This is a genomic window from Pedobacter sp. GSP4, assembly GCF_051857575.1.
In the GTDB taxonomy this organism is placed as follows: domain Bacteria; phylum Bacteroidota; class Bacteroidia; order Sphingobacteriales; family Sphingobacteriaceae; genus Pedobacter.
This window is the reverse complement of record NZ_JBPZIR010000004.1, coordinates 100828-116341: the sequence shown is the minus strand read 5'-3', so window position 1 is coordinate 116341 and position 15514 is coordinate 100828. Positions and strand designations below refer to the sequence as shown.

Here is a 15514-nt window from a genome sequence, read left to right as displayed (position 1 = left end):
TTAAGTATTAGTATGACGGCGGGACAATTAAAAGGAACATTACTAGAATACATCGTAAGAAATTTGATGATAAACTGCGGTTTTGCATCCGTTATACCAGATGGACATTACATCTACCGGCAAGATGGATCAGGGCTGTTTTTCATAAATGGCAAGGGTGCGGCGCATGACGCTGACGTTTTAATGGAACCTCCCATACAGATGCCATTTTCTTACCCATCTAGGCTCTTGTTTGAATGCAAGAGTTACGATAGGAGGATTGGGCTTGATGTAGTTAGAAACGGCCTTGGTCTTCGGTACGACATAAACGAATTTGAAATCGTAACCGATGAGACGATTCAGCGAAGAAAAAACAACAGGCGTGACACCTATGCCATTTCAAGCAGAAAAAGATACCATTACCAGGTCGGCATTGCTTCAGTGGAGGAGTTTAGCCGGCCAGCTTTTGAATTTGCCGCAAACAATAAAATTCCGCTTTTATCGATGCGTTGGTTTTTAAAAAACTCCACTTGTGACCTATTCCATAGGATAAACGACACCTACCTTCACGACATGTCCGTAGAAACCAGGGGGCTTTTATATAAATTTCTGAAAGATAAAACCCCCGATTCAAAAACTTCCAGTTTATACGATGATTTGTTTGAATATCTTCTTACTGATAATATATCGGGTCAGATTTTAAGGGATTTTGAGGAGGTAATCAATAATTGCGTTGTTGGGCTATTGGAGACCGGGGACCTGCTTTTTTTGTTTGCTAATGAAAGAGGTGTTGGCAATCTCTTTCGGGAGCAAGGCCAGGGGGGTAATATGGAAGCGAGGTTACATTATTATGCTGATGACGTGACCAAATGGACATTGGCAATTAACAATTACCGCAGTCAGGTATCGCGTCCAATCGAACTTGAATTCAATGTCCCGATAGGCTTGCTATACCAATGGCGTGATTTTAACTATGATAAATATGCTGGATATACAATGAAAGGTGCGTTTTTTTCCAGGATCTTTATTTTCTCGCAACGAGCCAGCAGCTATGGCTTGCCTTTTACAGTTGTTAATTTAGATAGCGAATGGCTTGAAGAATTAAGGTCCAGAGGAGAACAATAACTATTCACACTAAAACACTTTATACAAATCTCAATGACAAGCAAAATCGAAAGCCTTGAAGAATATATAAGCTTAATTTCAGGCACCTATTCTTGTGGGCACCACGTTTTTAGAGGGGTAAGCAATGCGCAGCATAAACTTATTCCATCTGTCGGCCGTAATCCGCATTATTCAGACAGAGACGAAATAGAACTTTTTGAGCAGTTTAAGCGTAGGGCACATTCAACGGTTGTAAGTCAGCTCAAAAATGACTGGGACTGGCTGGCGGTTGCACAACACCATGGCTTGCCTACCCGCCTTTTGGATTGGACTTCCAGTCCTCTGGTCGCCTTATATTTTGCAACAAAGCCAAGGATAGTCAATTACGCTATTGAACCCTGTTCTCCGAATGGTGGCTGTGTAAGCGTACTGCATTTTTGCAATTACATTGATACCAAAGGGCATGAAAACCCTTTTCAATATCCAACAGTTGGTGTCTTCCAACCACCACACATTGCCACAAGAATTACAGGACAGGCGGGTTTATTTACTATTCAGCCAAGCCCGAATGAAGAGCTGACTTTTGTGAAAGACAAAACCCTGCCAGATGAAATAGAACGGATAGAATTTGACCAATCTGCGGCAGCGCATATCCAAGGACAACTATTTAAAATGGGCATCAGGGAAGATATGCTGTTCCCTGACCTCGACGGTTACGCCAACGGTATAAGGATTAACGAGATACTTGGTGCACACCATTACAAACAGTGTTAGATTTAAAATTTTAGTACCTTTAGAAACGCTGATGACCTTTTATATTATTAGACCTTTACCCTAAAATGAGCGAGACAACCCCAACCGTCAATATTTATTTTGATAGCCCTAAAACTTTTGACGCGGGTAATATCCTTTCATTGAACGGCATTACAGGCCTGTACTTTATTTTTAGTTCTTCTATTCAGATTCAATATCCCTTTGATCCTTCCAGGCTGCTTTACATTGGCATGAGCGAAAAGAAAACCAACAGTATAGGAAGCAGGCTGAATGGTCACTTTGGCGGTAAATCAAAAAACGTCGGTTTGGTGAGTTACAGAAAAGTTGAACCGCTTTGGTTTACCTACATCAATTTCGAAATGCTTAAAAGTATCTGGGCTTTTCGCGTTGAGGATTTGGAAAGCTATTTCATTTTAAATTTTGTGGAGCATTTTGGCATATATCCGATTTGCAATAATAAGACAGGTCTGGATGTGATGAGTAACAATATCGCAACCCATTTCAAGATCGACTGGAACTATTTTAAATAACAGCTATGAGTAACGACGTAAAATCCGGCAAAGAAATTTTGGACGACTTTTTCAAAGAGATCGAGAACATTCCAAACGTGGACAAAGTGCTTGCACGGTCCCTGGCAACCCTATATGACCAGGGCAAGCTTACCGACACAAACGTGAAAAATGAATTACACACTTTAAGAGAGCAAGATGCCAATCAAAATTAAGCAACTTCATATTTCCGGGTTAAGGGGTGTCCAGGAACAGTTCGCCTTAAATCTTGGTGAAAAATCCATCCTTTTATACGGGGATAATGGCACTGGTAAAAGCAGTATATCGGATGCACTGGAATGGTATTACACTGATGCGGTATCGCACCTGGGTAGCCAGGAAATAGATTTGAAAGATGCGCTTAGAAACGCTTACCTGTCTGGGGAAAAAGAATCGTCGATCAAGATCAACTATAGTAAACCGGTCATTAATGCCGAAAGAAAGCTCTATTATAAAAAAGGAAAATTAGTTACTGAATTTTCAAATGATACAACCGATTTTGCAGAATACCTTGAACGGTCACGAAAGGAAAACTTGTTACTGCGCTACCAGTTCCTGCGCGATTTTGTTGACCAAACAAAGAGCGACAAGCTAAAAAACCTGTCGGATATTATCGGTTTTTCCGAAGTGACAAAAGCAAAAGAAGTACTAAAGAAGTCTTTCAACTTTATCAAAGCTGAAATCAAAAACCAAAACTTTGAGAACCAAATCAATACTCAAAAAACTACCTTAATTGAGAAAATAGGGGCGGCTTTTAGCCAAGAGGCTAATCTTTTTGAGAAAATCAATGAAACCATTGCTCCATTATGTTTGGGCTTCACCGTTGGGTCAATGGCCGATATAGATAATGTCTTGGCTAAATTGAAAACACCTGCATCCTCCAAATTCGTAAACGAGCTGAGGTTTCTGGAAACTTGTCAGGCCTCACTAACAGACCTCGAAAAGGAAGTTGATTTCATCGATACGGAATACACTAAATACCATGTAGAATTTAATAAAATTGCCGATGATGTAGGATCTATCATGCAGACCTATCTTGCCGAACTCTTAAAGGTTGGGAATGATGTCATCGTCAAAAAATTCCATAAGGACGAAAGCTGTCCGCTTTGCTTACAACCAAAAAATCTGACCGACTTACAGGCAGAAATAAATGTGCGTCTTCAGGAAATAGGAGAAGCCGCTAAAAAGAAAGCGGTTTTCGACAGTTCAAAAACAAGCATGGTGGCCATTGCTGCGGAACGTATAAAAAGGCTCGATGCTTTGGCAACCGACCTGTTGTATAAAGATCTGGCCAATTCAAAAATCAGTAAGGCTGTTGCTGGATTGAAAGTCAAGATTGGACTGTATCAGAAAGCTGCATTGGAAAAGGTTACCTCTGGTAATAGGTTAAGTGATGCATCTTCCCTGAAACTTCACGCTGCGGATTTTCTTGAAAACGTCGACATAGCTGCCCGGATCTCAAAGATAAAAACAGCCATTGCAAGTGATAACACGACGGTGCTATATGCTAATATATCAGCTGCCAAAGATGCTTTTATGAAAATCAAAAATTTCGAAGAAGACCGGGAGAAACTTGAAAAACAAAAAAACTCGCTTGAGATCATCTTTAACGAGTTTGTAAAAAAACAAAAAGAAGGTCTACAGAATTTTATTGATACCTTTTCGGGTACCATCAATGATTATTACCAGTACATGAACCCTGGTGAACTTTTTGAGAAAATCCGTATCGTCACCATTGGCGAGGATGACGAGCTTAACGGCATAACCATTGAATATAAATACAAGGGTGAATGGGTATCACCACCTCAAAAATATTTTAGTGAATCTCACCTGAACTGTTTTGGCATTTCATTCTTTTTGGCTTCGGTAGTCGCGTTTAACAAGGAAAACAAGTTTTTGATACTGGATGATATAATTTCCAGCTTTGATACCAATCACCGGAAAAAATTTGCTGACCTTTTATTCGATAAATTTTCGGAATATCAGATTGTCCTGCTTACCCATGAAGAACAATGGTTCCAATATGTCCGTCAGATTGCTAAGAAAAAAGGCTGGCTGATTAACGAAATCAAATGGACAGAGATCAAAGGAACACATTTGAGTGAATTGCCAGATGATCTGAAAGAGATAATTGAATATAACTTAGCTAATGGCAATGTCACATTATTAGGCAATCCTATAAGGAAATATTTAGAGCATATTCTGAAGAAGATCTGTTTGAACTTGGAAGTAAAGCTGAGTTTCAAGTATAACGAGGTGAATGAAAAACGGATGCCGGATGAAATGATCAACGAGCTTAAATCAAAGATTAATAAAGCTAGTGCGGAATTAAAAGTTAACCTTCCGATTATAGATAAGTTGTCCAGTTCTTCTGTGTTCGGTAATCTGCTTTCTCACGATAATCCTTTCGATCCGAAACTCGGGGACCTAAAGGCTTTTTGGGCCGACATCATCGCCTTTGAAAAGCTTTTTCATTGCCAAAACAAAGAATGTAAAAAACCGGATGTGTCGCTACGAAATTACGACACAGTTGCCAAAAACATTCGCTGCGGTTGTGATACCACCAAATATGATTGGAAGAATTAATTCAATTAAATCATTATTTAAATCAATAATATAAAATTAGATAAGACAATCCTACGGTTAAATGCTCATTTTAAATATAATATCCATTGTATCGACACTTGTTGAACAAACTTTTTTTAGTAAAGTTATTACCTCAGTTTTATAAGAGGAAAACTCATACAAATTAAATTTAGCTGTAAGGCTTTCATCTTTAGGACTCTTTGTTTTGTATTGATCTAAGACCCATTCCAGCGCACTACGATTACCAATTTTGTATTCCCAAGCACTATTGGGTATACCACGGAGCTCGGTGTTCTCATCGATTGTTATTATTCCCGATATCTTATCTGCCTTAAGTTTTGTTCTGGGATTAGTTTTATTACCAGTTTGAACCTCCGCTAGCGGATATAATTTGGCATTTTCATAATTTAATTGGATGGATATTAATGTTTTACCCCATGATTGCCACTTATAAAAATCCTCATATAATGGAATCTTAGGAAAGTCACGTTGAAGGTTTAGTTCATATTTAGAGAGATAAATAGGAAAGTGAAGTATCCCATAGATGTATTCAAAGATTTCTTCTTTTGAAATAGATTTCAACTTATAATGAGTAATAAATTTAGTTAATGCCCAATCTGAAATATTATCAATGCGGCCTTTTTCATCATAACGATAAAGCGGAAAACATTTTGTATCTCCAGTGTAGTGAAGATCGGGATAAGTATCAACTATAAGAAATCGAAAGTCAGATCCGTTCCCGTTAATACAAATTGCGATATTATTGTTACTACTAAAGAAATTTTGATTATGGCTTATCACATCATTCAAAACCGAATTTAAAGCCAATATTTTTTTGGTGTAAGGTCTATAGTTACATTTAACAAAAGAAACGGATTTCTCGACAGCAAATATTTTTCGCGTTAATTTATTTTTTAAATCACGACTCCACTTGATTTCTTTTGCATATTTTTCAAAATTGCCTGCGTTAACACAATTGTTATAGATCTTAATAAAATACTTGATTTTAGATTTTAGATTTTTCTCATTGAAATCATAAACCCACTCATCTCTATTAGTAGAAATTCCATTGGAAGCCAAATTAAAAATCGACTTACTACCACCTTTAATGTACATCGGAAGCAATTTATCAAAGTCATTATCTGTGTTGTTCAGCCAGTTGCTATTTTTATCTGGATGAATATGAGTGAATGAGGCCGAGGAAATGGAATTTTCTGTAAACCATTGAAGTTTTTGCTCTTTTTTCCAGTTATCATCGAGTGCGGTATAAAAAATACTGCATTGTGCACCCTTAACTCGGTTTTGTTTTTTGATCAAAAACATAACTGCAACACCAGTCTGAATTCCAAAAACGTTGTGAGTTGTACCAGCGATTTTAGGATTGGCTCTGACATCACTTATGGTATCTATAATATAAGCCTGGTCAAATTCTGTTTGAATAACTTTACGAAAACCATCAAAGGTTTTACTATCAATAAAACTCCGATTTGTAACAAATGCAATAATTCCCTTATCTTGAATTCTATCGAAAGCCCATCTATAAAAGCGGGAATACATATCATAAACTTTTGTTTTTTGAGCTTTACTATATTTTATGAAAGTATCTTTTATCCTTTTATCGATTTCTGGGTATTCCCTATTCTTATTGTTCTCATTCTCATTAACTTGATTTGCATTATATGGAGGATTACCAATTATCACCGAAATCTTTCTAGTATTTTGTTTGATGATACGAAGGCTATTTTCTTGGGAAAATGGAGCAAATAGATTTGTTTGCTTCCCCATAAAAGTAAATCCCAAATTATCAAGAGTATCTACAAAGCATAGATTAGTAAATTCTTCATATTTACCCATTTTTTGGTTATAGGTAAACTCAATATTTAAATTACTAATGTAATAAGGCAATATTGCGACTTCATTTGCGTGTAGCTCATTTTTATATTTAAACTCTAATTTATCTTTAGGAATATAATCTATTATATCGGTAATAAATGTTCCTGTTCCAGTAGCGGGGTCCAGAATTTCAACACCTTGGTCGGATAAAAATTTATTAAAATGCTGATGTAATAAAAAATCTGAACCCTTAATCATAAAATTAACGATTTCGTTTGGAGTATATACTACCCCTAAGCGATCAGCAGCTTTTGGATTATAGCTTTTATAAAAGGTTTCGTAAATTACCTTTAAAAATTTTTGCTTCTCATGATGATCAGCGATTCCAGCCGCGGCAGCATTAATCGCTTGATAATAATGTTGAACGCTTGATAGTGCCGTTTTTCTGACGGTACCGATAAAAAAGGTATGAATTACCTTTTCTAATTCACGGGCAATATTATTTTCTCGATGAAATTGATTCTCATCAAATATTGTATTAAAGACATCCTCAGTTAAAATATGCTGGATAATCATCTCTCGCACATCGTCGGACGTCACATTGGGATTTATACTATCGTGACATATTTTTAAGAATTTTTTGCTGTATTTTTTAAACTCTTTATTAGATTTTTCTGCTTTCTCAATAATTTCTCTAATTGTCGCGGTAACTTTAGGAATATCCAATTTAAAAAGTTCAATTGCTTGACGAAAATGCTTAACCTCTGGCCTTTCATAATTTATAAAATCAGTTAAAAGGTTGTGAAGAGCATTTGCATCTTTCATTGATACGCGACTTGTTTCTAGCCCGTTATGAAAAAGAATTGCCGTCTTGCTATCTTCGAAAAGTATATTTTGAGTAGGGTATCCTTTACTGAACTTTTTCTGTACTTCTTCGTTTATATCGTCACTTTCATCTTTACTTTCCCAATACCCCCAGTCTTGTCGCAACGAGTCTTTTAAAGTACCATCTGGCGTAACCTTTTTATTGCTATTATTCGCCTGAATACTCACTTCCGTTACTACCTTTAGACCCTTTCCTTGTGCGTATTCATTTAATAGATTATGGAAAGCACTCCTTATAGCAGTCTCTTTTTTTGTCCCACCAAAGTGAATGATATCTTCTACTTCTTTTTGATAATTGTGAATAGCGAACAGGCTCATTGAGATTATAAATATGAGTGAAAGATACTTGTTGTCGCTAGCATTTGCAATTTATGTATGTATATTAATTCATTTGCCAGCCCTAAGTTTCACTTTGTATTAAATTAAACTTAAATTGTAATGCGCTATTTTGTTATAGCTTCAAAGCTGATGATAGAATATTTCAATATCCCTATAACATCATCAACATAAACCGTTTTTAATAGACCCTTTCGTGAAAATAGGAATTTCTCTCGAACCCCTTGTAATTAAAACGCTTAAAACTAAGTAAAATTCGTGCAACGGTATCAAATATTAGTTGTGCACATTGGGAACCGAAAAACAACTTGTGCAATTTCTGTGCAAATGTCACCGCAAATTAACCGAATTAGAGTGCATAACTTATTTAGAAAGCCTTCATCCTTAAAACCCTCTGCTTACAGGAAATCGGGCCAGGTATTACAAATTCAGTTTCCCGAAGGTCGTCGCTCCAGTTTGGTGAACCTCCAAGAGGGCGTGTTTGATATTCTTGTAGTCGATAATTTTATGTAAAAAGCATACAGCGCCAGCTTTCTTTGCCTCCTCTATGTAAAAGTTTTCTATCTCTGAAGTTAGGACAATCACTTTCGCGTGGGGCCATTTCTTCAAAATTTCTTTTGTCAACTCAAGACCATTCAATTTGGGCATGCGCAGGTCCGTTAAAAACAAATCAGGCAAAGTCGAGCAATTTTCTGAGAAAGTAAGAAGCTCTCTGCCATCACTAAAAGCGCCAATGACATCAAAGCCACTTTCGACCAACATTTCTACCATTGGTTCCCGAAACCAGCGCTCATCTTCCGCATAGGCGAGAGTTATTTTATTTGCACTCATAACATTATTTTCCTACCACTATATTTCCTCGGAAAGCTTTTCTCAATATACAAAAATAAAATTATAGGGTTGAAAAGAAAGCTTTTATTGGCTCAAGAATATATTTTGGCTAGCGCAAAGCTTCTCTCAGAATATTTTCGTCAAAAGTATTGGTGTTCTCTGCAGTTAAGGAAATACAATTATCGCCTGCGGTCTCTGCGTCTAACCTTTTTACTAAAATCAGGATAAATTATTACCACTTCTGATAAAAATAGCTATTCCAATACCCCCACCTGCCAAGAAAATATTGATGTTACACGCCAATCTTCAACCAGAAGTCTTTAGTTAAGGAAACTTTTAAGAAGCCTGCTTCTAAAGTTTGTAAGTCTCACCTTTTTGATAAGGTTTCGAAGTCGACCAATTAAAAAGTGAGATAACATTGGTGATGAGGATTTTGATTCCATATAATGGAATGCTATCTTAGCCTTGAGAGCGTTAATTTAGATATCGGGGATATGGACACCGTTCAGTCCCCGTGTCTATTTCTAAACTCATTGCACATCTTGCCTTAGTGAACGCTAGTTTCATTTAGTTCAATTACTATTTTTCTGAAAAATGCTAATCCCACGGTATGGCGGCTATCGTGAATTGTTCACAAGAAAATGACTGGAACTTTTTTCCGTTTTGCACCAGTTACCTTTCTCCCAGATTAAATAAAAAGCCCTCGTTTTCGCTTTCAATTACAAATACTATTTTATCTTTTAGAAATGCCTTTCTCGTATAGCGCTTTCACCCAACACGGTCAGATGGAAATCGGTTTCTAATTTCCAAAACGAAACGATTCGAAGCATTCTGCACCAGGCGTAAAAGTACTGCGAAAATATAATGTTCTTTAATCCGGTTCGGTTGAAATGATCATCGCTTAAACACTTAAGCGTGGGACAGTTACAGAACGAAACAAAAAAAAACGGCAGCCCTAAAATATATTTTAGATAAACCTAAATTTATTTTTAGTCTTTTCTGTTTTTATTATTAGATTTACAAAAAATCAGATAACATGCAGAAAAGATTACCCATTGTCCTGCTTTCACTTATGAGCCTAGTTGCTATAATGGTGTCCTGTGAGAAGATAATCCCTTCTTCTCCAAAAGAGGATGAAATTCTTGATGGCCCGGTGGAAGGACTCAGCTATGACCAGCTCAGACGTTTCGCTTTGGGAGATGCGGCCTTTAACAATGAGATATTTACTCCTGCGAATGGCCTTGGTCCTGGCTTTGTTGCAACCAGCTGCGGAAGCTGCCATGCTGGAGACGGCAAAGGCCATCCCTTTACTACGCTGGTCCGTTTCGGGCAGACCGATGAGACAGGCAATAAATTTTTGGACCAGGGAGGCCCACAACTGCAGAACAGGGCTATTCCCGGGTACAAACCTGAGCAAATCCCAGCAGACGCCAGCTTTTCAAAATTTACACCGCCTGCCAATACCGGCCTTGGCTTTCTCGAACTGGTAGCTGATGCAGATATACTAGCTATGGCTGACCCCCAGGATCTGGATAATGACGGCATTTCTGGTGTCCCAAATTACGCAGTGCTTCCGTCATATGTTCAGGCCTTTAACAACGCTATTGCACTGAAGGGAAAATATATCCATCGTTTTGGAAAAAAGGCGGCAGCATATAACCTGCTCCACCAGACTGTTAATGCCTACAACCAGGATATCGGGATAACTTCAAGCTTTGATCCTGTGGATGCCTATACGCGGATGGTGATTGATCCTGAAATTTCCACACTTACAGTGAATAACGTGGTGTTTTATCTACAGACGCTAAAAGCGCCCATACAGCGCGATGCCGGAAATGCCGAAGTTGAAACCGGCAGGAAACTGTTCGAAAAGATCAACTGTTCAGGCTGTCACAAGCCTACCCTAAAAACAGTTTTTTCCCCAGTGGTTGCTCTATCCAACAAAGAATTCCATCCCTATACCGACCTGCTGCTTCACGATATGGGACCTGGGCTGGACGATGGTTATACGGAAGGATCGGCTAAGACCTTCGAATGGAGGACCCCGCCCCTATGGGGACTGGGACTTTCGATGAATTCACAGGGTGGATCTTATCATCTGCTGCATGACGGAAGGGCAAAAAGCATCGAAGAGGCGGTAACCCTTCATGGAGGAGAGGCATCTGCAAGCCGCAACAGGTTCAACCAGCTGTCTGGGGCAGAAAGAAATGCCATGCTGAGATTTTTAGAATCACTATAGAAATGAAAAGAAAAGATTTTATAAAAGGCTGTGGAATGGCCTGCCTTGGAGGCCTTGGGATCACCACGTTGATCAGTGGATGCAGCAGCCTGGTGCCGGCGACGGGCGAGATTGCAGGGGATAACCTGGTCGTAGAAATGAAGGACTTTGAAATCAGACAGGAAAAAAATGTCCAGTTCAAAAGATACATTGTAGTCAGCAATGACCTGCTCCGATATCCCATCTGTATCTACCGGCATGATGAACTGAATTATTCTGCACTATGGATGCAGTGCACCCACCAGGGAACCGAGCTCCAGGCTTTCGGAGACAGGCTTCAATGTCCGGCCCATGGAAGTGAATTTGACAATAAGGGCAGAATGACAAATGGTCCGGCAGAAGCAAACTTAAGAACTTTCCCCATTACCATAGAAAAAACCAGGATCAAAATTTCACTGAAGGCAGTATGAAAAAACTCTTTACGCTTATCATATCTATTGGTATCGGTCAGATGGCTTTTGCCCAGATCGACCCGAAACTTTTAAGGGCCAAACCCAGTGATACAGCAAAAAACTCACTCAACATGGATGCAGTTTATGAACGGCCTTTTATTGCCGTGGGAAAACTTCCGGTATCAGTGGGCGGGTATATGGAAGCCAACTGGCAGTATCAGGGTACAGACGGGATCTCTGAAGGACAGCAGTTCCAGTTCAGAAGGATGACGCTATTTGTAGCCTCAACCATTTCCAAGCGCATCAAGTTCCTTTCCGAGATCGAATTTGAACCTGCTGAAAAAGAAATAGCGGTTGAATTTGCTGCGCTGGATCTGGAACTGCACCCCTTGCTTAATTTAAGGGGTGGAATGATATTAAATCCCATTGGTGCATTCAACCAGAACCATGACGGTCCTAAATGGGAATTCACCGACCGTCCGATCGCCATGACACAGATGCTGCCTGCAACCTGGAGCAGTGCAGGATTCGGGATTTATGGCAAGAACTATAGCGGTGACTGGATGCTGGGCTACGAGTTATATGCCACAAGCAGCTTTGACGATTCCATTATTGCAAACCCTGAAAACAGAACCTCTCTGGCTGCCTCAAAAAGGAATCCGGAAAGGTTTGAAGAAATTGCAAGCGGGCAGCCGCTTCTAACGGGAAAGGTTGCGGTACGCAGGAACAATATAGGCGAACTCGGCGTATCCTATATGGGAGGTGTTTACAATAAATGGCAGTCGGACGGAATTGTTATCGATGACAAACGCAGGTTAAATGTTTTCGCCATAGACTTTAACACTACACTTCCCAAACTTAAGACCTTCATCACCGCTGAGTGGGCATGGATCAGGGTAGATGTTCCCGACACCTATTCCCAGCAGTTCGGGAGCCGTCAGATGGGCGGATATATAGATATTGTTCAACCTGTGATCAAAAAAACGATTCTGGGCTGGCAGCATTCTGTTGTAAGTTTAGCCTGCAGGGTAGAGTATGTGGACTGGAATGTAGGGAAGTTCAGGGAGACCGGCGGGAATATTGGTGATGAACTTTTCAGCGTAATGCCCGGCATCAGTTTCAGGCCAAGGCAACAAACCGTGCTGAGGTTTTCCTACCGAAAACAGTGGCAGAAGGATATCCTTGGAAACCCGCCTGCCAGAACCGGAGCGGTGCAGTTCGGGGTGTCAACCTATTTTTAATGATACCAGCCAGGATAAAAGCGACAAGAAGCCTAAGAGTATATCCCATTCATTGTCCAAATCCATTTAGGGTGTTTGGCCTGATTTATTTTTTATGCGTTCCCGCACCAAATGGATATTATTTTGCTTTCCCTGCGAGAGCATAGACTTGCAATAAGGCGTAAAAAAACGGTGGGCTGATAGAAATGCAAGTGTTTCTTTATCCCAATGGCTTAGGTCCACATCTGCCCTTTTCTGCATTTCGCGCGCAACCTTTGCATCGGTGATGAGAAATTCCTCATTGCCCAGGTTATAGGTATCCGCATCACAGATAATTTCTTCAAGGATATTGCTAGGGCTATGTGGAATGGAGGTGGAGAGTATGCAGCGGCCGATGGCGGAAATGATATCCGGTGCAATCCCTTTATCTGAAAGAAACTCTTCCATCAGCCGCACGCTTCGATGCTCATGGCCGGCAGGAGGCCCAGTTAGCTGCCCGGTGTCATGAAACCATGCGGCAGAGAAAAGTATGAATTCCTGAAGGTCATCCAGGCGAAAATTGGAAGCGATTTCCTGGGTCCTTTTGACCACAAGTCTGGTATGATCCAGATCGTGGTATGCCAGGTCAGCCTGCCAGTGCTCCTCAAAAAGATAGCTTACATAAGCTTGAACATCTCCTATAAGCATACTGAAGATGTTTCTGCGCCTGCGCTTAAAAAAGTATTTACCTGTTAGCAGGATCACAGACCCCGCTAGCACACAGATCAATAATAACTGATAATAATTCATAATATTCTTATTTTTTTAATCCGCCTGTCCTAAAGAGATAATAGGCACTCTGATAATAAGAAATGGCTTCCCTTCCAAGTGTTTCAGAAGATTTCGCCGAGGTCTGTGTATTGGTTTTGAAATCATAATGATAGCTCTGCGGAGGCTTCCTTGGACTGAGTACCACAAGGGTGTCGCTACGGAGATAACCGAGCTTTTGATAGGTTCCTAGCAAGATCCTTGGGCGGTACCCGGCTGATCTAACATCCATACCGAAGTTATTGCTCTCAAAGTCCCATTTCAACAGGCCGAACAAGGTTGGATAGAGATCTATCTGTGAGCAAAGGCTGGGAATTATTGAAGGGGGCTGTCCATTGAGGTTGTATATCATCGCCGGGATATGGTAACGGGAGATATCAATCTCGTTCTTTCCTGCGCTTTCCGCGCAGTGATCGGCAACGAATATAAACACGGTATTGCTGAACCATGGCTTTTTCCGGACCTGTCTTAAAAATTCCCCAATGGCATAATCGGTATATTTTACTGCGCCCTCTCTTCCCGTGCCTGGTGGGATATCTATCTTTCCTTTGGGATAGGTAAAGGGCCGATGGTTGGAAGTGGTCATGACAAAATCGTAGAAAGGTTTCTTTAACGAGTGCCTTTTATCCGCATCACGGATTACCGCAGCGAAAAGATCCCCGTCCGAAACGCCCCAGGCATTTTCAAAGCTCACTTCGCTATCGCTCAGGATGGTCCGCTTTCCCAGATAGGCATCACCCATTGTAAGCTTCCTCCCCCTATCTGTTATGTCATAGCCATTGCTTCCGAAGAACTGGTTCATATTGTCAAAGTAACCGTCCCCGCCATAAAAAAAGCCTGTGGAATACCCACGTTTGGAAAAAATACTGCCTATTGTGCTCAGGTTTGCATTATTGCTCCTCCTTACAATACTATTCCCCGGTGTTGGCGGAACGGCGAGGGAAAGCGCCTCCATCCCTCGCACGGTACGGGTGCCTGTTGCATACATGCGCTCAAATAGGATGCTCTCTTTGGCCAGCGAATCCAGAACAGGTGTCAGTTTTTGTGTATTGCCAAAAGTGCCCATATAATCAGCGCTGAAACTCTCCATGACCACCATGATGACATTGGGTTCCGTCTGGCCATTACCGGCCAGAACCGATCTACGTACCGAAGGACCTTTGAAAATAAACCTGCTAGAGGAAGAGGAGAGTTCTTTTCTTACCAAATTGAAGGCAAGCTGATTTGTGAGCATCGGATAAAACTGATCGTAGCTAAGTTCATTCGCCTTGAAGGCCGCTACGAAAGAATATATCCCTGCTTTGGAAATTTCTGCCGCATAACGGTTACCGCTTTTATCCCCCCAGGAGTTATCTATCTCGATCGTATAGAATATTGCTGTCAGAATGATCAGGGCTGTATTTACCGATCGACGGGCAAAAGGTGTAGCAGACTCGAAGCTCTTCCTGAACGCCCCCTTCATAAGATAGTTCCATAAAAAGGAGATTATGACAACAGCTGAAATCAAAAGCGGCAGCGGATAGGACTCGTTGATGTTGTGCACAACCTCATAAGTATAGACCAGATAATCTACTGCTATAAAGTTAAAACGGCTCTCAAATTCCCGCCAAAAAGTAAATTCTGCGAAAAAAGAAAATACCGAAATCAAGACCATCAGAAAAAGAAGGATATGGGTAAACACCTTGTTAAATCCAGTCCTGTTCCATTTTTGGGGAAGGATGAGCAGATAAAAGGCATAAATTACACTGAAATATGTGGCCACCCCAAGATCGAAGACGAATCCTTTAGCAAAGGCGGTGAGGATTTCTCCAAATCCCAGCCCCGCCTTTCCGAGCGAAATCGCAGTAAAACTGATCCTCAGCATGGTCGAGACACAGATGAAGAAAAAGATAAAGAAATATAGTACACTATATCGGCTTTTCATAAAAATCTGCTTCATGG

At 40.3% G+C, this 15514-nt stretch carries 12 protein-coding genes; 8 read left to right on the top strand and 4 right to left on the bottom strand.

Features of this window, described 5'->3' with window-relative positions; all coding sequences use genetic code 11:
- Positions 1-12 precede the first annotated feature (12 nt).
- The 5 genes from ACS5PU_RS11375 to ACS5PU_RS11355 all read left to right on the top strand — a co-directional run bounded on the left by ACS5PU_RS11375 (position 13) and on the right by ACS5PU_RS11355 (position 4991).
- Positions 13-1104, top strand: coding sequence for a hypothetical protein (locus tag ACS5PU_RS11375; protein ID WP_056095176.1), 1092 nt, complete (start codon positions 13-15; stop codon positions 1102-1104).
- 33 nt (positions 1105-1137) lie between these two features.
- Positions 1138-1857, top strand: coding sequence for an FRG domain-containing protein (locus ACS5PU_RS11370; protein ID WP_056095179.1), 720 nt, complete (start codon positions 1138-1140; stop codon positions 1855-1857).
- 65 nt (positions 1858-1922) lie between these two features.
- Positions 1923-2387 (top strand): hypothetical protein, encoded by a 465-nt coding sequence (locus ACS5PU_RS11365; RefSeq protein ID WP_056095182.1) that lies wholly within the window; start codon positions 1923-1925, stop codon positions 2385-2387.
- Between the two features lie 5 nt (positions 2388-2392).
- The gene (locus ACS5PU_RS11360; RefSeq protein WP_056095184.1) at positions 2393-2581 is read left to right on the top strand and encodes a hypothetical protein; all 189 of its coding nucleotides are present in this window, start codon (positions 2393-2395) and stop codon (positions 2579-2581) included.
- On the top strand, positions 2565-4991 hold the full coding sequence (locus ACS5PU_RS11355; protein ID WP_439459343.1) for an AAA family ATPase: 2427 nt from the start codon (positions 2565-2567) through the stop codon (positions 4989-4991). Before ACS5PU_RS11360 ends, ACS5PU_RS11355 begins: the two co-directional genes overlap by 17 nt.
- 57 nt (positions 4992-5048) lie before the next feature.
- On the opposite strand, the gene ACS5PU_RS11350 is transcribed toward ACS5PU_RS11355, so the two are convergent.
- Together ACS5PU_RS11350 and ACS5PU_RS11345 are read right to left on the bottom strand one after the other, a co-directional pair.
- Positions 5049-8027, bottom strand: coding sequence for a type ISP restriction/modification enzyme (locus ACS5PU_RS11350; RefSeq protein ID WP_056095192.1), 2979 nt, complete (start codon positions 8025-8027; stop codon positions 5049-5051).
- Positions 8028-8465: 438 nt separating this feature from the next.
- Entirely contained in the window at positions 8466-8876 is a 411-nt protein-coding gene (locus tag ACS5PU_RS11345; protein ID WP_056095195.1) for a response regulator, read from the bottom strand.
- Positions 8877-9912: 1036 nt separating this feature from the next.
- On the opposite strand from ACS5PU_RS11345, the gene ACS5PU_RS11340 reads away from it, so the two are divergent.
- The 3 genes from ACS5PU_RS11340 to ACS5PU_RS11330 are packed head-to-tail and all read left to right on the top strand — an operon-like array spanning position 9913 to position 12787.
- Positions 9913-11115, top strand: a complete 1203-nt coding sequence (locus ACS5PU_RS11340) for a di-heme oxidoredictase family protein (RefSeq protein ID WP_056095197.1) — start codon at positions 9913-9915, stop codon at positions 11113-11115.
- Between the two features lie 2 nt (positions 11116-11117).
- Positions 11118-11564, top strand: coding sequence for a ubiquinol-cytochrome c reductase iron-sulfur subunit (locus ACS5PU_RS11335; RefSeq protein ID WP_056095200.1), 447 nt, complete (start codon positions 11118-11120; stop codon positions 11562-11564).
- Positions 11561-12787 (top strand): hypothetical protein, encoded by a 1227-nt coding sequence (locus tag ACS5PU_RS11330; protein ID WP_056095202.1) that lies wholly within the window; start codon positions 11561-11563, stop codon positions 12785-12787. The genes ACS5PU_RS11335 and ACS5PU_RS11330 overlap by 4 nt, the downstream gene beginning before the upstream one ends.
- Positions 12788-12853: 66 nt before the next feature.
- On the opposite strand, the gene ACS5PU_RS11325 is transcribed toward ACS5PU_RS11330, so the two are convergent.
- A complete protein-coding gene (locus ACS5PU_RS11325) occupies positions 12854-13555 on the bottom strand; it encodes an HD domain-containing protein (RefSeq protein WP_146202961.1) in 702 nt (233 codons plus the stop codon).
- A 7-nt stretch (positions 13556-13562) separates the two neighbouring features.
- Complete coding sequence (locus ACS5PU_RS11320; RefSeq protein WP_056095210.1) at positions 13563-15512, bottom strand: LTA synthase family protein; 1950 nt, start codon at positions 15510-15512, stop codon at positions 13563-13565.
- Positions 15513-15514: the final 2 nt, after the last annotated feature.